This is a genomic window from Anaerolineales bacterium, assembly GCA_015075625.1.
Classification (GTDB): Bacteria; Chloroflexota; Anaerolineae; order Aggregatilineales; family UBA2796; genus UBA2796.
In genome coordinates, this window is sequence record JABTTZ010000001.1 from 518052 (window position 1) to 543516 (window position 25465).

The window sequence follows — 25465 nt, forward strand, 5'->3', positions numbered from 1 at the left end:
CAGCCTTTTTGTGGGCGCATCGTCATGCGCCCCAATAGAAGGGTGATGCGTTAGCGCCGCAAGGAACGCAGGTCTTCAAACAACCGCCGTTCTTCTGCGGTCAGCCCACTGGGCAAGATCACCCGAACACGGGCAAACAGATCGCCCCGCACATCTTTTTGGCGCATGTTTGGCATTCCACGCCCTTTCAGGCGAATCAAGCGTCCATTTTGCGTCCCCTCTGGGATGGCGATCTGAACAACCCCATCAAGGGTAGACACATCGGCTTTTCCGCCCAAAATTGCCGTATAAAGGGGAATTTCAACATCCGTGTAGAGGTTGTCACCCTCGCGTTCAAAGCGCTCATGGGGTATCACCTCAATAACGAGGTACATATCTCCCGCGCTCCCACCAGCGCGGGCGGGCTGCCCCTGTCCGCTGATGCGCACCCGCGACCCCGTATCGACGCCCGCCGGGATTTTCACTTGAACCTCACGCCCTTCGGCAACGAGCATCCGCGCTGCGCCGCGTGCCGCTTCCTCAAGGGTAATCGTCACGGGTGTTTCTATATCCCGCCCGCGCTGCGGAGCGCTTCCCCCGCCCGCACCTGCGTTGCGTCCGAACATCTGCTCAAAGAAATCCGAGAAACCGCCGTTGTTGAACCCCCGGAACATCTCACCGAGGTCGCCCGTATAGGTGTAGCTATTGGGCGAGCCATTCCCCGCCGCCCCATACCGCGCCCAATCGCTGCCGAGTTGGTCGTATTTCTTCCGCTTTTCAGGGTCGCTGAGAACTTCATAGGCTTCAGAAATTTCTTTGAATTTCGCCTCCGCCGCTGCATCACCCGGGTTCACATCAGGGTGGTGTTGGCGTGCTAAGTTACGAAACGCCTTGCGAATCGTCTCAGCATCAGCATCTTTTTTTACGCCGAGAATGCTGTAGTAATCTTTATAGTCCATGGATCCGGTGTGCCTTTCCGCAGGCGAATCACACTCGCCCTACGGTATGGTTATAGCGGATTTCTGTTAGATCAGCATCGGCGGCACGTTAGAAATCTGCGGATTCACCGCTAGGCTGTGTTGACGTTTTGGGTCAGAACCCCTATCCCCCCGGTTACTGCGCAGCAGTCACCTTTTCCCGTACACAGGGAAAGGGGGAGAGAGTCCCTCTCTTTGTTTACGGGGTAGGGTTTCCAAGCCCCGAAGGGGTGGTTACTCCTAGCCCGCTGCTTTAGCGGCGGGCGCTCACAGGCGGCGATGGGCGCAAGAGCTTGCGTCCCTACGCGGATTAGAATGTCAACAGAACCTAGTTTGTTGCCTCAGATCAAGCCGAAGAATAGAGGGAAAGGGGGAGAGAGTCCCTCTCGCTGTTTACGGGCTGAGGGGGCGACACTTTCGGATCGATGAGGATAACAGCCCTCTCATCCCCCTTGCCCCCTTCTCTCCCACGATGTGGGAGAGAAGGGGGATTATCGTGTGGGGGCGTCCCCCCACACCCCCCAGAGTGGGGCATGGGAGCGGTCTACCCCTCCGAATTGCGATTCACCCTTTGCCCGTATGTGGAAGAAGCGGGTACACGCCGAAAGTGGATCGCAGAGGGATGAGGGTAACCAATGCCTGTACACCCTACTGTCACCCCCTCAGCACTGTTTACGGGGCGGGGGGAAAGGTTTCTAAGCCCCGAAGGGGTGGCTGGGTTTAGCCTGCTGCTTTAGCGGCGGGATCACCTCTATGTTGTCCCCACCCTGCCCCTATCCCCCGCCCCCTTTCCTTGCAGGCAAGGAAAGGGGGCAAGCAAAGAGGCGTTTTGCTAAGCCCTCAGCGAGGCTACCGGAGAAGGTTTATTCCTCACCGGATTCGTCAGGGGCATCCTCGTTAATGGTGGGTTCTTCATCGCTGATAAAGGATGCCCATTTCCCGTGCATCCCATCCTCAGTGACACCATAGAAGATGCGCAGTTTCCCCTGATCACGCAGCACAAGGTCATAGCGGATCATACCGCTACGTCGATAACGTTTGCGCAAGCCATAATCGCCCTCCCATTGAACAGCTTTCGCTTGGAGGGGCTTTGTCTCATGCTCAATAATGGCATAGTGCCACAGTCGCCGCGCCGAACTACGGGTGACATTCTTCACAACGGCTCCCTTTCGGAGGTCACGCATGACGTGGTATTGTTCGCCTTTGCGTGTTTCCGTTCCCACAATCTCTACGCCTGTGCGGGGAGCGGTGTTGCCCATCATCGGGGGGGCGGGCGGCAAGGGTGCATCATCAGCGGCGGAATCGTTTTCGTTGGCAAGGGGGCTGGCGGCGGGGGATGCCTCTGGCTGTCCTTTTCCGCCACGCCCTCGGCGGCGGCGGGCTGGTGCTGTGCCATCCTCAGCCGGCGCTTCGGCGGCAACCGCCACTACTGGCGGCGCAACCTCAACGGGCGCGGTGGATTGTCCTCGCCGCCCGCGCCCACTTTCCCCTTGCGCGGGACGTTCGCTCTGCTCTGGAGGCGTCTCTTGGCGCTGTGCTTGACGCGGTGGGGAAGATTGACCCTGAGTGATGAGCGCGGCGGCATTGGCGGCGTACTTTTTCTGCACCAAACCAACGATCTCGTCGCGCACGGCGAGGCTGGTTTCCGTCTCCTCGCGGACGTAGATTTTGTTGTCATCAATCGCATAGGGCGGATCGTCTCCGCGTGGGATGCGAAGGCGAATCACCGTTTTGCTGCCCGTCTCTTGGGCGTCAATCTCCACCTCTAGGGTGGGGTTAATGCGGTGGCTGATCTCCGTTTGAAGTGTTTCGATGCTCTCGCCAACGTTGGAGACGCCAACGGGCGGGATCGTTAAATCATGCGAGACACCAATGTAAACTGTCCCCCCATTTGTGTTGGCAAAGGCGCACACATCGGCAAGGACGCCGTAAAGTCGCCCACCCTGCCGCGCCATCGAATCGTGGAAAGATTGAACGATGCTCGGTCCTGCCTCACGCGCTGATTGAATGTGATCGTAGACCTCTGTCCCTGTGCCGCGATAGGGGCGTGTGCGGGCGAAATCGTTCCCCCGGATCACCTCAAAAATTGCCTCAAAGGTGCGTTCGGGCAGGAAAATCTCGGTGATGCGGTCACCCACACCGGGGTTGCGGTCTCCGCGCTGGTCGCGGACGAGGCGATGGGCATCTGAGCCTTGAATACAGCGCATCCGACGGGGGTATTCGGGTTTTGTGCCATCGAAGAAGCGGGCGGTGGTGCTGCGTCCGCGCCGATCCAAATCGGTCACTTCAAGGGCATGAAGGTGGGCATCTTGGGTGTAGGCAATGCGTGTTTGCCCGCCGAAATCGAAGCCGCGCATAGCAACCCCGTGTGTTGAATTTGCGTGGGCAGCAATGACCATCCCGCCGGCATCATTGATGATACGGTATGCGGTCAGCACATCGGAAGATGCCCCCACTGCTGGATTGCCTTCATCCAAAATGGCGGGGGGGACACGCAGGCTAAGCAGCACATGCTCAATCTGCCGAACGGGGACACTGGGCGAAAAAAGCCCCAAAATGTGAAAGCCAAAGGTCGCGGTGAACTCGAACCCCGGCAAGACGAGGATTTTATCCAGCAGGCGTTGGTATTCGGCAAGGCGGCGCTTTTCTTCGGGGAGCGCCCGTTCCCGTTTGGTGAGCATCTTTAGCTCATGAATTTCATCGAGCATAGCCGCATAGCCGCGCACGGTGTTGTGATCGGTGAAAGCGATAATATCCAGCCCGCGCATTTCGGCACGGCGTAAAATATCAAGGATGGTCACGTTCGGCTCTTGATAATCGAGCGAGCCGGGCGTATGAAGATGCAAATCCATACGATACCACTGCATCTTCTTGGATTTTTGTGTAGTCGGTTTGTTACTCATAGTATCCGTTCATGTTCAATTCATGTGAATCATCTCCCGCTCAACAGTTGGGTAAATAGCCCTGCAAGTTTGGCGGGTTCAAAGGGTTTGACAAGGAAAACCGACGCACCAACTTTTAATGCCTCATCCTCAACATTCATCCCAGAAACCATAAGAATCGGCGTCTTGGCAAACTCCGTCTGAGCGCGAAGTTCCTTGATCACCTGTATTCCGGTAATATCGATGAGGTTGTAATCGATCATGAAAATGTCAGGGCGTTCGCGTTGGGCAGCAGCCAATACTTCTCCCCCACGCGACACGACCACCACCTCGAACCCGTCTAAACTGAGCAGCGTTTGAAGCAGCGTCACGGTGATGCGGTCATCGTCAACGATCATTACTTTAGCCAAGGCATTTTTCCTTTGTGGGTACGTCAGTTACTTACGTTCCGCTTTTGCCGTTCTTTGCGGCTCTGGCGGTTTTCTTGGCGGGTGGGGCATCCTCTAAGGCGGCATCTAAGACATCTTCGACGCGCTCAGCAAGGATAAAGGTCATCGCCTCCCGAATATCGGACGGAATATCCTCTAAATCGGGTTCGTTGCGGCTAGGCAAAATGACGGTATCCACACCAAAGCGGTTGGCGGCAAGGACTTTATCTTTGATCCCACCAACAGGGAGAACTTGCCCGCGAAGGGTGATTTCCCCCGTCATGGCAACGTTGTGATGGACAACCCGCCCCGTAATTAACGAGGCAAGGGCGGTTGCCATGGTCACCCCGGCGGAGGGACCATCTTTGGGAACGGCTCCGGCAGGGACGTGCAGGTGAATATCGTTTTTCTCGAAGAAATCCTTCGGGATATTCAGTTCCCCGGCACGGCTGCGGATGTAGCTGAGCGCGGTGCGGGCGCTCTCTTGCATCACTTCCCCTAGCTGCCCTGTATATTGAAAGCCCTTCGCGCCGGGCATCGCCGTTGCCTCAATGAACAGGACATCTCCCCCAAAGGCGGTTGCCGCCAGCCCTGTTGCCACACCCGGCAGAGTCGTCCGTTGGGCAAGCTCATCTTGGTAGCCAAAACGCGGTTTTCCCAACAGGTCGCGAAGTTGCTTTTCGCTAATCCGCGCTTTTTTCTTGATCCCCTCGGCAATCTGCGTGGCAATTTTGCGCACCACCCCACCAATAGAGCGCTCCAAACTGCGCACGCCCGCTTCCCGCGTATAATCGCGGATCAGGGTATGAAGGGCATCATCGGTGAAACTGACCTCATTGCGACGCAACCCGTTTTCCTTGATTTGGCGGGGGACAAGGTAACGTTTGGCAATCTCCAGTTTTTCCCGTTCGGTGTATCCCGATAGGGCAATGATCTCCATCCGATCACGGAGCGGTCCGGGGATCGGGTCAAGTTCATTGGCGGTGGTGATAAACATGACTTGCGAGAGATCAACGGGAACATCCAAGTAGTGATCGCGGAATTCAAAGTTCTGCTCTGGGTCAAGCACTTCCAACAGCGCAGACGCCGGGTCGCCCCGAAAATCACGCCCTAGCTTGTCGATCTCATCAAGCATAATCACCGGATTGATCGTCTCGACGCGACGCAAGGTTTGAATCACCCGCCCGGGCAGCGCCCCGATATACGTCCGGCGAAAGCCGCGTATTTCCGCCTCGTCACGCACCCCACCAAGACTCAGCCGGATGAACTTACGCCCCATCGCCCGCGCAATGGATGCCCCTAGCGAGGTTTTCCCCACGCCGGGCGGTCCAACAAAGCACAGAATCGCCCCTTCGCGGTCACGGCGGACGGGATCGCCCGTCTTGGCTTTGCCCTCTGCTTTGGCGCGGCGTTCGTCGGGCGTGCCGAACCGCTCTTGCCGAAGGCGGCGCACGGCAAGAAATTCCAAAATGCGCTCTTTGATGTCCTTCAAGCCGTAGTGGTCTTCGTCAAGGATACGCCGTGCGCTCCCGATGTTCAGGCTGTCCTCGGTGCGCGTTTGCCAGGGGACGGTGGTGATCCAATCAAGGTAGGTGCGAATCACCCCATATTCAGCGCTGGCAGGGGAGAGTCGCGCCATACGATCCAGTTCGCGATTTGCCTCTTTCAACGCTTCTTCGGGCATCCCCGCCTTCTCCACACGGAGGCGGAATTCCTCTACTTCGGCAGCCTGATCATCTTCTTCGCCCAGTTCGCGGCGGATTGCCTTCAACTGCTCGCGCAGGAAGTAATCACGCTGAACATGCTCAATTTCCGACTGCGCCTCGGTTTGGATTTTTCGACCTAACTCCAAGACCTCGATTTCTTTGCTGAGAATGGTCATCAGCAGGCGAAGTTTTTCAACGACGCTATCAAGTTCAAGGATGCGTTGGTAGTTGTCGATGCTCAGGCGGATGTAGGTGGCAATGGCATAGACAAGCTGGAGCGGGTCTTCCACATTCAGCGCGGAGTTGATCAACTCACCCGGGATATTAGGGACGAGATCGGCAAGGCGCGTGAACTGATCGATCACGTTGCGCATGAGCGCCTCAACCTCGATTCCCTTTTCCACCGTTTCGGGGATCGGGGTGACCATCGCCTTCAGGTACGGCTCTGTGGTGACATACTCGCCAATGCGGATACGGGCAATGCCCTGCACCAAAAGGCGGATCGTGTCATCGGGGGCGCGGAACAAGCGCAGCACCTGCGCCATTGTCCCAATAGTATGAACATCATTCGGTCCGGGCGTCTCCAATTCGGGGTTTTTGGAGGCGACCAAGCCGATCAACCGCTCGCCCGCAACCACCTCATCAACAAGGCGTTTGGAGCGCGGCTGCCCAATGTTGAGGGGCATTGCCGTTTGGGGATAGACCACCAACCCTCGCAAGGGCAAGATGGGCAAAACCGCCGGAACAACGGGCAAGCCGTTTTCGGGGGCGGGTGGTTCATCTTCTTTCAGTTCGACGCCGCGTTCGTCGTCGCTGACCGTCACAGAGAGCAATTCGTCCGTGTCTTGGGGGCGTTTTTTGGGTTGGTCGGACATGGATTCCTAACGTTCGTCCGTCTTGGCTGCCTCGTCGCGCTCGACATCGACGTTGACAATATGCACTTGTTGATTTGTAGCGCGTGGAAGCTCAACGCGCAAAAAGCCATCTTTATAGGTCGCGGCGACGCGCTCTCGTTCGATGGACCAGGGGAGGCTAATTGCCGTGCGAAACTCGCCATAGCGAACTTCCATTTGGTGAAACGCCATGCGGTCTTGCCCTACCCGCCGCCGAACGCCGCTAATGATTAAACGGCGATCCTGCAAAACGACGTTAAATTCGCTATCACGCATCCCCGCAATTTCAACCATGACAATGAGGCGGTCTTCCAACTCGAAAACATCCGTTGGTGGACGCCAGGTGTTCGACTGCTGCATCACGATCCATTGGTTCACTTGACCATAATGTGGGGAGTCGAGGGAGAGATCATTCTCTGCACTGCCGAGGATGAGCATGGGAGGTTGGGTGGTGTCCACAGACGACTCCGCAATTGGCATATCTCCGAAACTATGGTGCGATTCTACCACACCATTTTGAATCTGACGCAATCTGACGCAATATGATGCAGAAGGGGGCAATTTGGCGGGAGGAGAGTTTCACTCTGGGGGGGTAACCAATAACCCTTTGTTGTCCGAATATGCTGCCCTTCTTTTGGAAGAAGGGCGTGAGACAAATACACCAGCGCGGGGGTGAGACGCCCGAGCTAAGAATAGCCACCCCTGTGGAACTTGGAAAGACAAACCACCTGATGTAGTTGCCTTCAAGCCCCGACGGGGTGGTCAGCCTTTTAGCCCGCTGCTAAAGCAGCGGGCGTAACTGTCCCTACGCACCCTCGCCGTTTGTCTCCGCGACGTTTAACCATTCGGGTTCGCGCCACAAACTGGAAAGCAGCAGCTCACGCACGGCGATCAGTTCCTTTGGCAGGCGGTCATAGAGCTTGATGAACAGTTCTTCATGGCTCAGAATTTCCGCCTTCCACAGTTCCTTATCAATAGACATGACGCGCTCAAAGTCCGCCTCGGTGAAGTTTTCCATCCCGCGCCAATCCATATCCGTGTAACGCGGCGCACGTCCTAAAGCAATTTCCTTGCTCCGCGCCCGTGCCCGCGTCCGATCCACAACCCATTTCAGGACACGCATGTTCTCCCCATAGCCTGCCCACAGGAAGTTCCCCTGGGCATCTTTACGGAACCAATTCACAAAGAACATGAGTGGTGGCTCAGGAATATAGCGCCCGAAACTGAGCCAGTGGTTGATGTAACTTGCCATGTGGTAGCCAGCAAAAGGGAGCATGGCGAAGGGATCGCGGCGTACCTCGCCCATCTTCCCAAAGGCGGCGGCGGTCATTTCCGAACCCATCGTCGCCGCGTAGTAAACGCCATAGACCCAATTGAAGGCTTGGAAAACGAGCGGCACAACAGAATTCCGCCGTCCGCCGAAGATGAAGGCGCTAATCGGTACACCATCGGGGTTTTCCCATTCGGTGTCGATACTTGGGCATTGGGCAGCCGGCGCAGTGAAACGGGCGTTGGGGTGCGCCGCTTTTTTGCCCGCCTTGCCGTTTTCTGGTGTCCATTCGTTCCCTTGCCAATCGATCAGGCGGGCGGGGGGCGTATCGGTCATCCCTTCCCACCACACATCCCCTTCCGGCGTCAGGGCAACGTTTGTGAAAATGGTGTTCGAGACAATGGTTGCCATCGCATTCGGGTTCGTCTTGACGTTCGTCCCCGGCGCAACCCCAAAGAACCCCGCCTCTGGGTTAACGGCGTGAAGTTTGCCATCCGATCCTAGCTTGATCCAAGCAATGTCATCGCCAACGGTGGTCACCTTCCATCCCTCAAAGGCATCTGGCGGGATGAGCATGGCAAAGTTCGTTTTGCCGCAGGCGCTTGGGAAGGCGGCAGCCACATAGGTTTTGCTGCCTTCCGGCGACTCAACGCCCATAATCAACATGTGTTCTGCCAGCCAGCCCTCATCACGGGCAATGTTGGAGGCAATACGCAGGGCGAAACACTTCTTGCCCAGCAGCGCGTTCCCGCCGTACCCGCTCCCATACGACCAGATCGAACGTTCTTCGGGAAAGTGAACGACATACTTGTTTTCAGCGTCCTTTTGGCAGGGCCATGGAATATCCGCTTGCCCCGGCTCAAGCGGCATCCCAACGGAATGCATACAGGGGACAAATGCCCCATCTTCGCCGAGATAGTCGTACACGGCTTTCCCCATGCGGGTCATGATCCGCATATTCACCACAACATAGGCTGAGTCGGTGATCTGAATCCCGCTGTAGGCAATGTGCGATCCTAACGGACCCATGCTGAAGGGAATGACGTAGAGCGTCCGCCCCTTCATACAGCCATCAAAGAGCGTATTCAAGGTGGCGTGCATCTCGCGGGGGTTTACCCAGTTATTCGTCGGACCCGCCTCGTTTTTGCTGAGACTGCAAATGAAGGTGCGGTCTTCCATCCGTGCCACGTCACTTGCGTCGCTGCGGGCGAGGAAACTGTTCGGACGGAGCGCCTGATTCAGGCGGATAAACGTCCCTGCTTGAACAAGTTCTTCGCAGAGCGTGTCATATTCGTCTTGTGAACCGTCGCAGAAATGAACATGCGCTGGCTGGCAAAGCTTCACCATGCGCGTGATCCAATCCTTCGCTTTTCCGTGCCGAATGTAGCTCGGAAATTCCATGATTCTCTCTCCTGTGTGTCGTTATCTGTATGTTTACCTGCCTAAAAGCCTATCATGCACCGTCTGAGGGAAGTACGGCTGAATGGCATGAAACGTGGGTGACATTCCTCGTGAAATTTTGCACTATCAAACGCCGTAAAAGAAACTAAGGTTATTGGATAGTCAATTGTGCGCGGTGACACCCGCCGCTGTCTGCCCCTATATTAACCCTCACCCCCCTTCGCAAGATGCGCATCGGGGGCAAGATGATCGATGCGGTTGCTATAGACCAACTGCCAGCCATCGTCGTTGTATGCCAGTTTCCATAGGGATGTATTGGCGGGGGGGGGCGGCTCCGCCAGCAGCCCTAAGTGGCGGACAATGTTCCGAATCACCCCGCCGTGTGTGACGATCACAATTTCGCCGCCGGCGTGGTTCACCCGTGCATGGTCAAGGGCGGCACAGGCACGCACCGCTAATTCATGCGGGCTTTCCCCGCCGGGGAAAGGGCGGTGGTGGCGGTCTGCCTCGCGGTAGCTGTGTGCGGTGCCATCCCAAAAGCGAATTTCCTCAGCCGTTAACCCTTGCCACTGCCCTAGATCAATCTCGCGGAGGCGCGGATCAAGGTGAAGGGCTTTGTTCAAGCGCGAGGCGATGATCGCTGCCGTCTCGCGGCAGCGGGAAAGATCGCTGCTGTAAATGGCGCTTGCCATGACCTCACAGGCGGCGAGATATGCCGCCAAGCGCCGCGCCTGTTCCCGTCCATCCTCGTTAAGTGGGATTGGGGCGAGTCCCTGCCAGCGCCCCGATCTATTCCAATCGGTTTCGCCGTGCCGAATCAAGAGAATGTGTGTGGTGGTCATACGGGTCATTCACCTACCATGATACGGGTTGCGATTCTGAATTGCGTCCTCTAAGGATAACCTGATATGCCCGATGATGCCCCTCAGAAGGTATCCGTAACTTCGGGGTTGGCTTGTGATCAGGATCGTGTTGGGAACGATACCTTTGGCAAGCACCGCATCGTTCCCTGAACCCCAAACCTCACTGCCTTCTAATATCATATGAGATGTAAGTATTTAATCTCATTAAGGGCTTTGCTACCCCCCAAATCGAGAACTGACCACAGACGCCGCGCCGATTTCCGATATAATCATAGGGATAGCGTATTCGATAGAAAAATTCGGTACTTTCCTCGAAAACAATGGGGAAACAAGTAAAAAAGGCTGCTAAATTATGGATTTCCTCCTCAATGACGATCATCTTATGGCACAGAAGGTCGCCCGCGACTTCGCCCACAAAGAAATTCGCCCCACCATCAAAGATTGGGATCGCAAACAAGAGCTAAATCCCGCTGTGCTGCCGCGCATGGGCGAACTGGGGATTTTGGGGATCAGCATCCCCGCCCGCTACGGCGGTCAGGGCTATGACTATGTGACGCTTGGCTTGGTCTGCGAAGAACTAGAGCGCGTCGATACCACCCTGCGCGTGATCATGTCTGTCCACATGGGCTTGAACAGCCTCGCCCTTCTTCAATGGGGGACTGAAGCGCAAAAACAAACCTTCCTTGCTCCCCAAGCGCGGGGCGAGAAATACGCGGGCTTTTGCCTGACCGAACCCGGTGTCGGAAGCGATGTGGTCAACATGCGCACGAGTGCCAAACGGCAGGGCGATACATACATCCTAAACGGCGAGAAAATGTGGATCAGCCTCGCTACGAAAGCCCATCACTTCCTTGTCGTCGCCAAGACCGACCCCGCCGCTGGACACAAAGGCATGACGGCGTTCATCGTCACCCGCGACATGAAGGGCGTGACGACGGGCGATATTCATGGGAAGTTAGGCGTGCGTGCTGGCTCTACGGGGTGGGTTGCCATGCAGGATGTGGAAGTTCCCGCCGAAAATCGCCTCGGTGAGGAAGGTGAAGGTTTCTATATTGCTATGTCCTGTTTGGATAATGGGCGCTACACCGTCGCTGCCGGCGCAACGGGGCTGATTCGGGCGTGTCTTGAAGACAGCCTCGCCTATTCGATGAGCCGCTCCACCTTTGGCAAAGAGATCGCCCGCCACCAACTGATCCAGCAGAAGATCGGGTTTATGCAGCAGTGGTATGATGCTGCTCGCTTGCTCTATCTGAAGGCGGGCTTCATGAAAAATCGCGGACTGCGCAACACCCGCGAAACGGGCATGGCGAAGTGGTACGCTACTGATCACAGCGTTCAAGCTGCGCTGGAGGCAATCCAACTGCACGGCGCCTATGGCTTCAGCGATGAATACGACGTGGAACGTTACCTCCGCAACAGCAAGGGGGCGACCATCTACGAGGGGACAAGCGAAATTCACCAATTGATGCAAGCAGAATACGCGCTTGGTTTCCGCCAAGACCGCCCCTTGCGCTGCGAAATGCCCGCCTATAATGCCGAGTCGTGGCAAGCCGAGTCGGTAGGGGCGTAATGGATTGGGGGTGAAACATCCCCCTTCGGCGCGTCCCGTAGGGGCGACCCCTTGTGGTCGCCCGTCGTGTCCCCTTCCCCTGTATACGAGGGTGGGGGGGATAGGGGTTCTTCTAGAACTGCTCTAAAAAGCGCAGATCATTCCCCCAGAAGTAGCGAATGTCGGTGATCCCATGTTTCAACATGGTGATCCGTTCGGGACCCATCCCAAAGGCAAAGCCGCTGAATTCTGTCGGATCGTAGCCGCCGTTCGTCAGCACCGTTGGATGGACCATCCCGCAGCCGGCAATCTCCAGCCATCCCGTCCCGCTGCATACCGAACAGCCCTCCCCTTCGCAGAGGATACACTCCACATCGACTTCCATGCTCGGCTCGGTGAAGGGGAAGTAAGACGCCCGAAAGCGCACTTTCCGATCCGCGCCGAACATCCGGTGGGCAAAGGCAGTGATCGTCCCTTTGAGGTCGCTTAGGCGAATGTTCTTGCCCACCGCCAGCCCTTCTACTTGGTTGAACTGAACTTCCTTCCGGGTCGAGATTTGCTCATAGCGGAAGCACATGCCGGGCAAAATGACGCGGATCGGACCCGGCGCATAGCGACGCATGGCATGAATCTGCCCCGGCGAAGTGTGTGTGCGCAGGATGACCCCCGGCGTCGTCGTATGGAAGGTATCCCACATATCGCGGGCGGGGTGGTGCGGCGGGATGTTCAATAGCTCAAAATTCGTCTCGTCGTCTTCCACCTCGCGGGTGCGAAAGACCTGAAAGCCCATCTCCGCCCAGATCGCGTAAATTTCCCGCAGTGTTTGCGTCGCCGGATGAATTCCCCCCGTTGGGGTGGGACGTCCGGGGAGCGTCACATCAAGTTCATCTTCTTCAAGACTTTTGGCAAGATCATGCTGACGAATGACCTCTGCCCGTGCGTTATAAAGTGTCTCCAAGTCGAGTTTGACAGCATTTGCCCGTGCGCCAAAGGCAGCGCGTTCCTCTTTGGGGAGTGTCCCAACAGAGCGCAGCAAGAGCGTGACCGCTCCCCCGCGCCCGATGTAGTGTTTTTCCCAAGCCTCCAACGCGGCGGCATCTCGGATGGTGGGGAGTGCCATCTTTGCCTCATCATAGAGACGTTCTAATTCGTGCAGCGACATGACGTGTCCTGTCTTTCGTGGCTATCTTTGGCAGCGCTAATCCCGCCCTTGTGCGCAAAGTATAGCATACGGACGTTGACGGGTGAACGGTGGGAGGTTAGAGTTATCTTGTTGGTAAAACGTGTCTGAACAAGACAGGGTGAAGGAGCGTGGTAATGAAAACGATGCGATGGCTGCTATCGGTGATGGTTGTTACGGCGTTGCTGCTTGGCGCAGCAAACGCCCCTCGGTCTATTGCGGCGCAAGACGAACTCATTGTTGGGGTTGTCTTGGTCGGTCCCGAAAATGATCGGGGCTGGAGTCAGGCTCATTTTGATGGGGCGGTCTACGCCGAAAACATGATCCCAGGCGTCAAGAAGATCGTTCTCGACAAGCTCAATCCAGGGGATCGTCCCAATGTGACTCTTGAGCAGGTGGTTGAGAGCATGGTCGAGCAAGGCGCAAAGATCATTTTCACCACCTCCGATGAATTCGGTCCCGACACGCTTAAGGCGGCAGAAGCCTTTCCCGATGTCATTTTTATCCATGTCTCTGGCGATGGCGTCCTGAAGGGCGTTGCTCCGAAGAACGTGGGGAATGTCATGGGACGTATGGAATATATGAAAATGGCAGCGGGCTGTGCAGCGGCGTTGAAAACAGAGACGAATTCGATTGCCTACTTAGGTCCACTGATCAACGACGAAACCCGTCGTCTGGTGGTATCCGCCTATTTGGGCGCACGCTACTGCTTTGAAACCTATCGCGGTGGGGCAGCCGCCGATCTCAGCTTTGAGGTGAAGTGGATCGGCTTCTGGTTCAACCTGCCCGGCGTCACCCTTGATCCAACCGAAGTGGCAAATGGCTTCTTCAACGGTGGGGCAGACGTGATTATTTCAGGGATTGACACCACCGAGGGAATCGTCGTCACAAAACAACGTGCCGATAAAGGCGAGAAGGTCTACGCCGTCCCTTATGATTACGAAGGTGCCTGTGAGATTGCCCCAGAGGTCTGTTTGGGAACACCCTTCTTCAATTGGGGTCCCAGCTATGTCAAGATCATCCAAGCGATCAAGGATGGAACATGGCAGCCCTCGTGGGATTGGGTTGGACCCGATTGGGAAGACATCAATGATCGGGATACCTCCGCCGTTGGTTTTGTGAAGGGCGATGCCTTAGGCGACGATAATGCTGTCAGCCTTGATACCTTCATTGCCGGCTTGGGGGATGGCTCGGTTGTTCTCTTTAAGGGACCGCTGAACTACCAAGATGGGACGGTTTTCCTGAAGGAGGGCGAGGTTGCCACCGATGAGCAAGTATGGTATTTGCCACAGCTTTTGGAAGGCATGAAGGGCGAGAGCAAACCCGCCCAATAACAAGTAGCGACGTGCTTACAGCGCGTTCGCCCTCCACCCCCGTAGGGGCGACCACATGGGGTCGCCCCTCATCCTTCCCCTCCCCTCCTCATCGGCGGGTAGGGAGTCACCCCAAGCGTTCCTGCCGCGATTAAACCAGTTGACGCCTACCCCGCATAGGACTACACTGAATATATCGGATGCTTGCCCGTTGAGGTGCGCCCATGACCGACGCCGAACTCGCTGTTCTCAGTTTGCTTTCTGAATCACCCAATTACGATCACCGCTTGAATGAATTGATCGAGGCGCGAGGGCTGCGCCGTTGGACGGCAATTGGGAATTCCTCCCTTTATTACATCCTCGATAAACTGGAACGACAAGGCTTGATCGCCCGTGTCGTAACCGACGATCCGCGCCGCAAATACGAGATCACAGCGGCGGGGACAGGTGTTTTACAAACCGCCGTAACCGACCTTCTGAGCAGCCCCCGTGCCTACGACAAAAGTTTTGAGCTTGGCTTGGCAAACCTCCATGTCTTAAAGCCCTCCCATGTTCGCGGGGCGCTGGCAAGCCGTGAGCAAGACCTCACCGTCCAGTTGGGGCGCTTAGAAACGATGGTTGGGGCGGGTAAAGTTGCCGATTCCTTTCAGGCAGGGGCGCTCTTTTCCCACCGAATCACCTTGATCAAAGCGGAATTGGCATGGCTGCGAACGTTTATTGAGGAATGGTCGGCACAGGCGGGCAGCGATCCCGAAGTGGTCATTGAACCCGCTATCATCCCCCGTAATCGCCAAGTCGTCCTTCCGCAAGACCCCGACTCAATCCATAAGCAGACAACCCTCGAATTCCCTAGCCACCAGAAAAAGACGCCGCCCGGCTTTGAAACGCCAGCAATGACTTCCCCACCGACACCCCCACCAACACCCAGTGAGGATAGGGAATGACCGATGGGCAAGGCGTCGCCAAGAAACGTCAGGCGCTAGACGCGGCAATTCGTGATCTGACGAAACGCTTTGGCGAAGGGACGGTGATGCGCTTGGGAGACGCCGAACACCTTGCCCTAGCAACTATCCCTAGTGGGGCGCTCTCCCTTGATGTGGCGTTAGGGGTAGGCGGTTACCCACGCGGACGGATCACCGAGATTTATGGGGCAGAAAGTTCGGGCAAAACGACGCTCTGTTTGCACGCCATTGCCGAGGCGCAAAAAGAGGGCGGTGTTTGCGCCTTTGTCGATATGGAACATGCCCTTGATGCACGGTATGCCGCTGGCGTCGGCGTGAACCTGAATCGTCTCTACCTTACGCAGCCCGACAGCGGGGAAGATGCCCTGACAATCAGCGAAACCCTGATTCGTTCGGGGGCGTTCGATGTTCTCATCTTGGATAGCCTTGCCGCCCTTGTGCCAGCCGCCGAGATCGCTGGCGAGATGGGCGAGAATCATGTCGGGGCGCAGGCGCGGTTGGTTGGTCAGGCGCTCCGCAAACTGACCGGGGCGATCCACGCCTCTGGGACGGTGGTGATCATCACCAACCAACTTCGAGAAAAAATTGGCGTGCTCTACGGCAACCCAGAGACGACAACAGGCGGGCGGGCGCTCCCCTTCTATGCCAGCCTTCGCTTGGAGGTACGCCGCGTTGCCCCCTTAAAGATGGGGTTGGACGATATTGGCAGCCGTGTCAGCGTCCGCGTGACGAAAAGCAAGGTTGCCCCTCCCCTCCGCGAGGCGGAATTTGACATTATGTTTGGGCGCGGAATCAGCCGCAGCGGGGATATGATCGATTTGGGCGTGCGCGTGGGGATCATTGAGCGGCGCGGCGCGTTTTACCAGTTTGGCGGGCAGGCGTTGGGGCAAGGGCGGGAGTTCGTGAAGCGCCATCTGGACAATCACCCACAGACACTTGAGGCGCTGGAAAATGCGATTCGCGCCCGCTTTGGCTTATGAGGTTGCCCCTCGCTTAGCGGCGGAAGCGTTCCACCACATCAAAGACGGCGGCGATCACATCCTCCACATCGGCATCGGTCATTTTGGGAAAAAGCGGCAGCGACACCATCCGCTGGTATTCGCGGTAGGCAATGGGAAAGGCATCCGCCGCCCAACGATAGCGATCCCGATAGTAGGGATGGAGGTGAACGGGGATAAAATGGACGCTCGCCCCGATGTTTCGCGCCTTCAGTTCTTCCATCACCTGCGCCCGATCAATCCTCAGCGTCTCTAGATTCAAGCGCAAGACGTATAAATGCCATGAGGGGACGACATAATCGCGCACTGTTGGCGGTTCAAGGCTAGGGTGATTCGTGAAGGCGGCGTTATAGCGCCCCGCCACCACCCGCCGCCGTTCTTGAAATTCGGCAAGGCGATTCAGTTGGGCAAGCCCAAGCGCCGCCTGAATATCGGTCATGTTGTATTTGAAGCCCGGTACCACAACCTCGTAATACCACGATCCCTCATTGCTGTAGCGTTTCCACGCATCCCGATCCAACCCATGCAGACTCCACAACCGCGCCGCCGCAATCTGATCGGGCGCTCCGGTGAGCATCCCACCTTCGCTGGTGGTGATGTTCTTCGTGGGATAAAAGCTGAAGGCAGTGAAATCGCCAATCGTCCCGATTTTTTGCCTCCGATATTCAGCGCTGAGCGCATGGGCAGCATCTTCGATCAGGCGCAGATTGTGGTTTTGAGCAAGAGTGCGGAAGGCATCCATCTCGGCGGGGTGTCCGGCGTAGTGAACGGGGATAATTGCCCGTGTGCGCGGGGTGATCGCCTGCGCTGTCGCCGCTGGATCAAGGGTTAAGGTGGCGGGGTCAACATCGGCAAGGATGGGCGTCGCCCCCATTTGTTCGACCACATTGGCAACCGAGGCAAAGGTGAGCGGCGGAAGAATCACCTCATCGCCCTGCCCAATGCCCAACGTCGCCAATGCCACATGAAGCCCACCGGTACAGGAATTCAATGCCAAAGCGCCTTGCGCCGGAAGGTTATGCCATGCGGCAAAGGCGCTCTCAAAAGCCCCCGTGCGGGGACCGGTGGTCAGCCAATCGGAGCGGAGCGCTTCCACCACAGCGGCAATTTCGTCCTCCCCAATGGAGGGTGGTGAAAAGGGTAAAAAGGTGCGGCGGCTGACAAAAGCGCCCCGATTGTTTGTTCTCATGCCGCAGGATGAACAGGGTAGGATGTTTTTGTACGGGCGTGATCAAAGACAATTTCCCGCAGCAAACGGCGCACATTTTCCTCAGAATGGTTGTGGGCGGCGACGATCAGGTCATCAATGAAAGTGATTCCGGTATGAACACGCTCCCGCTGATGCTCATCGGGCAGTGTCACGCGGTAGATTGCCCCTTCTTCAATCGGTTCGCTGTGTTCATACTCCCAGAAAAGGTCTTCATGGAGTTTTTCGCCCGGTTTTGCGCCAGTGATTACAATGTCCACATCGCGCCCCACTTCCAACCCGCTGAGCCGGATCATATCGTGGGCGAGATCGATGATGCGCACTGGATCGCCCATATTCAGCACATAAAGCGAACCGCTATCGACGTGGCTGCCCGCCTTCAGCACAAGAAGGACGGCTTCGGGGATGCTCATAAAATAGCGCGTCATGCGCTCATCGGTGATCGTAATCGGACCGCCAGCGGCAATTTGCTGTTGGAACAAGGGGACGACGCTTCCGCGGCTGCCGAGGACATTCCCAAAGCGCACGGCGACAAAGCGGTTGGGGGCTTTGGCAGCGGCATCCATGATCAACAGTTCGGCAACCCGTTTTGTCGTCCCCATGATGCTTGTTGGGGTAACTGCTTTATCCGTAGAGATCAAAACCATCCGCTCCACATTCACCGCATTGCAACGCTCAATGATGTTGCGCGTTCCGAGGATATTATTCGTCACCGCCTCAATCAGGTTCGTCTCCAACATGTTGACGTGCTTATGAGCAGCGGCATGAAAGACAACCTGTGGGCGATGCTGCTCAAAGACTTGGCATAACCGTTGGCTGTCGCGCACATCACAAAGGACGACGGATACGGGACAGTTGGGCGCTTCCATCCGCAGACGTACTTCCGTGGCAAAGAGGCTGTTTTCGCCATGCCCCAAAAGGATCAGTTTTGCCGGAATAAAGCGGGCAATCTGCCGCGCCAACTCTGAGCCAATCGACCCCCCTGCGCCGGTGATTAAGACTGTGCGCCCCTGGATATACTCTCCAATATCATCCATCCGCAAGTTGACCGGAGCGCGACGCAGCAGATCATCAATGGCGAGCGGGCGGAGCGTATTCACACTGACACGCCCGCTGATCAATTCGTACATCCCAGGAATGATTTTGTAGTCCAGTTTGAGCCGATCCGCATCGGCGGCAATCTGACGAATCACGCTGCCCGGGGCGCCGGGCATGGCAATGACCGCCTGATTGATCTCCCATCGTTTGGTAACGCTAGGGAGATCGGCAACCTTGCCCAACACACGGTAGCCGCGCACCTGCGCCCCAACTTTTGCCACATCATCATCCAAAAAGCCGATGATATTTACCCGCTGGCGGGCATATTCAAGGGCGCTGACAATCTGCGTGCCAGTGTTTCCCGCGCCGATAATGAGGACGCGCTTCTTGTTCAGCGGATCAATCTTGCCGATAAGCCACCGCGCGCGAAGATGAAAATAAGCGCGAGAGCTAAACCGTGAGACGCCAACAGCAATCATCACGATGAGTGTATCGGTGATGGGGACAAAGCGGGGAATTTTCAGATCCGTCGTGGTCAATTGGGCGAAGATAGCAACCGTCAGGAAAATAATCCCCCCCGAAATGAGGGAGGCAGCCGCCACTGTCAGTAGTTCGCTGGGTCCGGCATTCAGCCAATGGCGCTTGTAGATACCCATCAGGGCAAAGATGGCTAAGCGGATGGGCATGGCAAACATGAGAAAGACGACCAACCCCCGCAGCGCATCGGAGGCAAAGGCAAGCCCCTCTAGACGCAGCACATAGCTGGCAAACGCCGAGAGGGTGAAGATGACCAGATCGATCAGAAAATAATAGCGGTTGCGGATGTTGAACGGATTACGCGCAAAAAGCATAGCATATACTCCAACGATGATGCACTAAGGGATGAAAGCCTTGATTCATGAAGATCGTGCTAAGTGTTGTTTGGAATCCCTTAAAACGGCTATCGTTGACTGACTAAGGTTTGAATCGCCTCGTCGCTGGTCAGCGTTTTGCCTCGGATAAGCGCTGCTTGAATAGGAGCAGGTCGGGCTTCCTCAGGATAATTTTCCTCAAATTCCGCCCAAAGGGTTGTAAAGCGCCTCTTTTGCCCGCCGCTGAAGGCGGGATGGACTTCTGCCGCCCCTAACAACACCGCTGCCCGTTCGCCATCGCCCGGCGCTCCGCGCATTAAGTTGAGTTGGGCAAAGAGCATCAACGCATCTACCACTATACCCGATGCGCCGATTTCCTGCGCGAGACTGACCGCCTCCCACCCGGAATCCCCTGCGCCGGGAAGATCGCCCGCTTGCAAGCGGGAAAATCCTCGGTTAATTAAGGTTGTCGCTGCCCCGGCGCGATCTCCCATCTCACGGAAAAGCGCCAAACTCTCGCTGAAATGAGTCTCTGCCGCCGCATGGTTGTTCTGGGCGGCGGCGGTGATTCCCAAGCCATCCAAGCCGTTGGCAATTGCCCGCCGGTCTCCGATCTCCCGCCCGATGCTCAAACATTCGGCGTAGTATGCTTTCGCCCGATTATAATCACCCAGATCATAGGCAACAAAGCCAAGGTTGTTCAAACTGCTGGCAGCCCCTTTGCGATCCCCAATCTCGCGCTTGATGTTCAAACTTTCTTCATAATATTGCGCGGCGCGGGGATAATCGCCCGTGCGGTAGGCAATTGTGCCGAGATTGTTCAGGCTAAAGGAAATCCCCCGCCGGTCATGAATTTCATTTTGAAGCGTCAGACTGCGCTCGTAATGTTGGCGGGCATTCTGATAATCCCCTAACGCGGATGCCACCGCCCCCAGATTATTCAGGATGATGTTCATCCCCAAGCGGTTGCCAATCTCGTGCCAAATATCAAAGGTTTCGCTGTAGCGGGCGCGGGCAAGGGGGTAATCGCCCCGCGCATAGGCAACATTTGCCAAGCTAGTGAGTGCGGCGGCAATCCCTGCACGGTCTGCCAACTCGCGGCTAATGAAAAGGCTGTCCTCATAGTGGCGGGCAGCGTTGCTGTAGTCTGCCCGTGCGTAAGCGATGTTGCCCAAATTGCTGAAACTGGCGGCAATCCCGCGCCGATCCCCCGCCTTCTGCGCTAGGCTAAGGGCGGCGCGTGCCTGTGCCTCGCCACGCTCATAATCGCCCCGGCGGTGGGCAACAGCGCTTAAACCGTTGTGCGCCCGCACTTCAAGGGCGGGGGTTGCCGCGCCGCTTTCCAGCGCCTCCATAAAGCGCATTTGCGCTTCGGGGTAATCGCTTGTCCGTTCCGCCGTTTCGCCAAGCGCCACCAGCGCCTCAACGCGGCGGGCGTGGTCGGTTGGCGGCAGCAGCGCCAGCGCCCGCGTAAAGAGCTTTCGCGCTTCGGAAAAGAGTGAACGGAGGGCAAGCTGCTCCCCCGTCAGGGTGGCATAGTGCGCTTCTTTATCGCGTTCGCCCGCCGCCTTCCAATGATCCATCAGCAGCGGCGCGTAGGCGTCATCTCCCGCATAGATGTTTTCAATTGCCACACCGATGCGGCGGTTTGCCTGAGCATATTCGGCACTATCCATGGTTTCTAAGAGCGTCATACGCAGTTTTTCATGGGCAAATCGCCAGCGTCCGTCATTCACCTCTAAAACGGCGGCGTTCACACAGGCGGCAAGCCACCCTTCTACGTTTAGAGTGGGATCAAGGTGAGCGATCACGTTTAGATCGACGAACCGTCCGCCCGCTGCGGCTAGACGCAGCAAGGGTTGGGCGATCAGCGGCACACGGGCGATACGTCTGAGCAAAATCGACTTGATGCCGCCCGACAAGACATGATCAGGGAGCGTCGCCCGCCCGATTGCCCCCAGACTTCCCGCTTCCTCTGCCAACGCCCGAACAACCTCGACCATAAAAAGGGCGTTGCCTTCTGTCTCATGCTCCAGAAGGTTGATCAGGCGGGGCTGCGTCCCTGCCTCGCCAAGCATGGACTGGCTGAACGCAACGATCTGAGCGGTGTCAAAGCGTTCTAGGGTGAGCAAGCGCATTTCCGGGAGTTCGGCGGGAAGTTCGGGACGTTCGTCGTCACGATAACTCCCAATAATCATCAGCGGCAGGTCGCCCACCGTCTTGATCATCAATTTCAAGGGATCAAGGCTTTCCGTCACCCATTGTAAATCTTCAGCAATCAAGAGTATCGGACGGGCATAACGCCGGAACAGATCAAGGATGGTCACGGCGAGGCGCTGCTCTGCCGAACGCCCATCGAGCGCTGGCGCATCAGGGATGGGACGATCTAGCAAGGCGGCTATATCGGGGATGATGGACTTCAGTGTTCCAGCGTCAAGGTCGTTCACCTCGGTAGAGAGGAGTAAACGGCGCACCGGATCACGCCAAATCTGGTAGGCAAGCCCCCCGTTATCCACCGCTTGCCCAGTGAGGACAAGGGCACCATTGACGAGCGCCATCCCGCGAATTTCATCGATTAGGCGCGATTTTCCCACGCCGCTTTCCCCCCCCACCAGCCACGCCGACCCCTCGCCGCGAATGGCGGCATTGAGTGCCGTTTGAAGCGCTCCCAACGGGCGCTGCCGTCCGACAAATTTTGCCGCCGCCAAGAAGCTCTCGCGGGCGTTGGCGTTCTCGGCAAGTTCCGGCAGCCCTGTAAGGGCGGCAAGATCATGGAGGGCATCGCCCGCATCGCCATAACGATCTTCAGGAACTTTCGCCAATAGACGCCCCACAAAGGCACGAAGGTGGCTTGGCGGGGTGGTCGGTTTACGCTGTCCTTCGGGTGGAGTCCCACTCACCTCGGCAAGGGGGATAATCGGGCGGGTGGCGCTGATCAAATCAGCCGTTTTGGGAACTTCAGCGGCGACGAATGTTTTTGTTTCTTCATCAAGTGGCAGCGACCCTGCGTGAGTGGATGAATCGGGGAGAATGATCGTGATTCCTTCGCTGTGGGCACTGCCGCCTGTATAAAGCCGAGGGGCATCAGGATCAAGTCCCTCTGGAATGGGCGTCAGGTCTGGAAGCATGGCGATGATTTGGCGCATCATCACTTGTGGCGTGCCCGTTTCAAAAGGATAGCGCCCCGCTAGAAGTTCATAGGACATAACGCCGACGGCATATAAATCCGTTGGGATCACCGGACGATGCCCATGCAGTATTTCAGGGGCAAGGTAGGCTAAGGTGCCAGCAACACCGATCGCCTTTTCGGATTCAATGGCAAGCCCAAAATCGAGCAGGCGCAGCACGCCATCGGGCGTAACAAGGACATTGCCCGGCTTCAAATCGCGGTGGATGATTCCCTGTCGGTGTAAGTAGCGGAGCGCCTCCAACATTTGGGCGATCAAGCCCACCCGCCCCCGTAAATCGAAGCGCTCCGCCGCCTCACGGACATCCACCGCCCCTTCCAAAAGCGGCATGGTGAAGTAGGGCTGCCCGTCCATGGCAAAGCCGTAATCCAAGACGCTGATGATATTGGGGTGGCGCAGCGAGGCAAGAGTCTGAAACTCGCGTGCCAGCGCCAGACGGAGATCGACCCGCTCAGGGTGCAGCCCAAAAACAAGGGCAGAGGTCTCCACCGAGACGCGCTTCAAGGCGACGACCTGCCCATTAAGGCGATCCGATGCCCGATAAACGCTCCCCATCCCGCCCGATCCAAGCAGTTCCATCAGCACATAGCGGTTGTTGATCAAAGATTGGCTGCCGATGGTCATGATCATCCTACTTTGGTCACGGCTTGGGCGCGAAACCTGTCAACTGATGCCCCGCGAGGGACTTGATCCATTCGGGGAGGGCATAGCCCCCGACAACCAGACAGCCATTGGTGTTGTCTCGCTGTCCAGCGGCTGTCTCAACAATGCATTGCTCAGCCTCAGCCACAAACGAGCGATGGGCTTCGGCATATTTCACCGTCTCAAGGGCGGCTGAACCGTAAAAGACAGTCCCCAAGAGTAGCACCACGAGGTTTGCCGTCATGACGAAGGATGGGCGCGTTGTCCTGCTCAGCATATGGCGAAAGGTGAGCGCCATCATACCACTGAGGGCAATCCAAATCTGAACAGAAAACGGAATATAGTGTTCTAAAAGCGCCCCCCGTACACCATACCCATCAGCCCGCCCAACGGCAGCCAAAACGCCGAACAGCAGCCCGTAGAGTGCCAACACACTGCAAAGCAGAATCAAGCGGCGCTCAGAACTACGCCGTAATACCCACAGATTCAGGGCAAAAAGCCCCACCGCCATCGCCCCTAAGGTCATTGCTGGCAATAGAGCGCTCTCTGGTCCAGCGGCAAAGACTCCGCCAATGTAAGTCACCACAAAGAGCAAACCATTCACAATACGATTAAGTATAAGCGGGTTTGCCCCCCCTGTCATGTAGAATTCTGAGTTGAGGGTGAAGCCGGGAAGGTTGACAAAAAGCCACAACGAGAGCGCCCCACCAAGCAGCCACGCGGCGATCATAGCGCGGCGGTAGCCCAACGCCGCCAAAAAAGGGAGCGTTACCAACCATACAATTCCCCCTGAAAAGATGCTGAATGTGGCGAAGAACGCCGCACCCATTGCCATGAATAACGTTCGCCATGTGGGGCGAAGGCAAACGAGGGCATAGAGCATGAGGTAGGCGCACAAGATGTGCATGTGGAAATATTTGTGCGCCCCAACAAGAAGCGTATAGCGCTGCTGAACAGCGAGCAGCAAGGCAACGACGGGGATTCCCAACAGCCAACGACGCCCCCCTTCTCGTCCTATGAGGGATAGCAGCAGCACCGCGTTGATCACAATCAAGAAGTAGTTCAGCATGGCATCCAGCCGAAGATTCCAATGAAGGAGGATTACATTGGGAAGGCTGAGCAGCCACGAAACCATTTGGGGACCTGGTGGGGCAGCCACAACGGGGCTTTGCAAGCTGATTAGGTGCTGCACCGTGAGCCGTCCATCAAGCCATAAGGTTGTCAGCGGAACATTCCGAATCCATTCATCGATGGCGAGCGGGTAGGTTGTTGTGTAGGTGAGGATAAACCATACGGCGAGAACATTCACCACGCCGATCCCAACCAGCACAAAGACCCTCCCCCACACGGCAAAGGAAGGTTGCACTTGTGCTGCCGATGGGTGGTGCATAATGGGTCTTTACCCCAAATCACAGTCTCAGTGAACACCCGCATTATACCCTTTGCGCCGCTGACAACTGTTCTGAAATTGTTGGGGTCTAGAGGGATGGGATCAATATAATCAACGGTTATGGTATGGGCAGCCTCAAGAATTTCGCCTGCTTTGAACCGTGCAATAAACGCCAAAGCTTGGGGTGGGCTTTCTGTATAGGTCTTGCCCGATTTAACCCGTGTAGAAACGGAAAGAATGCGCACACTCTCTTTGATTGCATCTTTTTGATCCAACCCATAGCTTTCGCTGATAAGATCACCCAAAATCTCTATCGCTTCTCGTCCACTTTTTAACTTGCCATAACGAGAACAGAGGAAAACAAAATTAATCGATGTGTCACGCGTTATGCCCCCAAACGTAAAGGGGGGTTTCGGGTCGTCTTCTGAAAAAATGAGATTATAAATTGCTTCCTGACTGTTCAGATCGTGGAATCGTGGTTCAAGGAGAAGAGATAGGCGGCGTGCGGCATCTGGAATTGATAACAAAACAGGCGCCCTCCATAGCCTTCACTTTCACTTAATATACTGATCTTTGCATAATTAGTCAACCTAGGCGCGTCTTCGCACGAAAACAGGTAGGGTATGGCAATTTCTTAGAAGCGTTATCTACAGAATACGTCTTTCATTTCTCATAGAAAGAAAAGTGCTAGAGGGCGAATCTCAGCCCGACGCTAAAAGCGCCGGAGACACAAAACATCAGTCTGGTG

Annotated in this window: 17 protein-coding genes; 4 read left to right on the forward strand and 13 right to left on the reverse strand. The window is 56.4% G+C overall.

Annotation, left to right across the window (positions count from 1 at the left end):
* Positions 1 to 50 precede the first annotated feature (50 nt).
* The 7 genes from HS103_02240 to HS103_02270 all read right to left on the reverse strand — a co-directional run bounded on the left by HS103_02240 (position 51) and on the right by HS103_02270 (position 10378).
* Positions 51 to 938, reverse strand: coding sequence for a J domain-containing protein (locus HS103_02240; protein ID MBE7511621.1), 888 nt, complete (start codon positions 936 to 938; stop codon positions 51 to 53).
* An 881-nt stretch (positions 939 to 1819) separates the two neighbouring features.
* Positions 1820 to 3823 carry a putative DNA binding domain-containing protein gene (locus tag HS103_02245; protein ID MBE7511622.1) on the reverse strand — a complete coding sequence of 668 codons (2004 nt, stop codon included), beginning with the start codon at positions 3821 to 3823 and terminating at the stop codon, positions 1820 to 1822.
* A gap of 65 nt (positions 3824 to 3888) precedes the next feature.
* Positions 3889 to 4248, reverse strand: coding sequence for a response regulator (locus HS103_02250; GenBank protein ID MBE7511623.1), 360 nt, complete (start codon positions 4246 to 4248; stop codon positions 3889 to 3891).
* Positions 4249 to 4279: 31 nt separating this feature from the next.
* The gene (lon, locus tag HS103_02255; protein MBE7511624.1) at positions 4280 to 6847 is read right to left on the reverse strand and encodes an endopeptidase La; all 2568 of its coding nucleotides are present in this window, start codon (positions 6845 to 6847) and stop codon (positions 4280 to 4282) included.
* Positions 6848 to 6853: 6 nt separating this feature from the next.
* On the reverse strand, positions 6854 to 7324 hold the full coding sequence (locus tag HS103_02260; protein MBE7511625.1) for an Hsp20/alpha crystallin family protein: 471 nt from the start codon (positions 7322 to 7324) through the stop codon (positions 6854 to 6856).
* Positions 7325 to 7670: 346 nt separating this feature from the next.
* Positions 7671 to 9536, reverse strand: coding sequence for a phosphoenolpyruvate carboxykinase (GTP) (locus HS103_02265; GenBank protein ID MBE7511626.1), 1866 nt, complete (start codon positions 9534 to 9536; stop codon positions 7671 to 7673).
* A gap of 203 nt (positions 9537 to 9739) precedes the next feature.
* Positions 9740 to 10378 (reverse strand): histidine phosphatase family protein, encoded by a 639-nt coding sequence (locus tag HS103_02270; protein MBE7511627.1) that lies wholly within the window; start codon positions 10376 to 10378, stop codon positions 9740 to 9742.
* 373 nt (positions 10379 to 10751) lie between these two features.
* On the opposite strand from HS103_02270, the gene HS103_02275 reads away from it, so the two are divergent.
* A complete protein-coding gene (locus tag HS103_02275) occupies positions 10752 to 11969 on the forward strand; it encodes an acyl-CoA dehydrogenase family protein (GenBank protein MBE7511628.1) in 1218 nt (405 codons plus the stop codon).
* A 112-nt stretch (positions 11970 to 12081) separates the two neighbouring features.
* Here HS103_02275 and pheS read toward each other — a convergent pair whose 3' ends face one another.
* Positions 12082 to 13110 carry a phenylalanine--tRNA ligase subunit alpha gene (pheS, locus tag HS103_02280; protein MBE7511629.1) on the reverse strand — a complete coding sequence of 343 codons (1029 nt, stop codon included), beginning with the start codon at positions 13108 to 13110 and terminating at the stop codon, positions 12082 to 12084.
* A gap of 164 nt (positions 13111 to 13274) precedes the next feature.
* On the opposite strand from pheS, the gene HS103_02285 reads away from it, so the two are divergent.
* The 3 genes from HS103_02285 (at position 13275) to recA (ending at position 16383) form a co-directional block, all read left to right on the forward strand.
* The gene (locus HS103_02285; protein MBE7511630.1) at positions 13275 to 14462 is read left to right on the forward strand and encodes a BMP family ABC transporter substrate-binding protein; all 1188 of its coding nucleotides are present in this window, start codon (positions 13275 to 13277) and stop codon (positions 14460 to 14462) included.
* Positions 14463 to 14665: 203 nt separating this feature from the next.
* The gene (locus HS103_02290) at positions 14666 to 15385 is read left to right on the forward strand and encodes a helix-turn-helix transcriptional regulator (protein ID MBE7511631.1); all 720 of its coding nucleotides are present in this window, start codon (positions 14666 to 14668) and stop codon (positions 15383 to 15385) included.
* The gene (gene recA, locus HS103_02295) at positions 15382 to 16383 is read left to right on the forward strand and encodes a recombinase RecA (protein ID MBE7511632.1); all 1002 of its coding nucleotides are present in this window, start codon (positions 15382 to 15384) and stop codon (positions 16381 to 16383) included. The genes HS103_02290 and recA overlap by 4 nt, the downstream gene beginning before the upstream one ends.
* A 13-nt stretch (positions 16384 to 16396) precedes the next feature.
* Here the strand turns inward: recA and HS103_02300 are convergent, their stop codons facing one another.
* The 5 genes from HS103_02300 to HS103_02320 form a co-directional block, all read right to left on the reverse strand.
* On the reverse strand, positions 16397 to 17590 hold the full coding sequence (locus HS103_02300; protein MBE7511633.1) for a DegT/DnrJ/EryC1/StrS aminotransferase family protein: 1194 nt from the start codon (positions 17588 to 17590) through the stop codon (positions 16397 to 16399).
* Positions 17587 to 19497, reverse strand: a complete 1911-nt coding sequence (locus tag HS103_02305) for a polysaccharide biosynthesis protein (protein ID MBE7511634.1) — start codon at positions 19495 to 19497, stop codon at positions 17587 to 17589. Before HS103_02305 ends, HS103_02300 begins: the two co-directional genes overlap by 4 nt.
* 89 nt (positions 19498 to 19586) lie before the next feature.
* Positions 19587 to 23309, reverse strand: coding sequence for a tetratricopeptide repeat protein (locus HS103_02310; protein MBE7511635.1), 3723 nt, complete (start codon positions 23307 to 23309; stop codon positions 19587 to 19589).
* 16 nt (positions 23310 to 23325) lie between these two features.
* Positions 23326 to 24717 carry a hypothetical protein gene (locus tag HS103_02315; protein MBE7511636.1) on the reverse strand — a complete coding sequence of 464 codons (1392 nt, stop codon included), beginning with the start codon at positions 24715 to 24717 and terminating at the stop codon, positions 23326 to 23328.
* Entirely contained in the window at positions 24633 to 25244 is a 612-nt protein-coding gene (locus tag HS103_02320; GenBank protein MBE7511637.1) for a hypothetical protein, read from the reverse strand. The genes HS103_02315 and HS103_02320 overlap by 85 nt, the downstream gene beginning before the upstream one ends.
* Between the last annotated feature and the right edge of the window lie 221 nt (positions 25245 to 25465).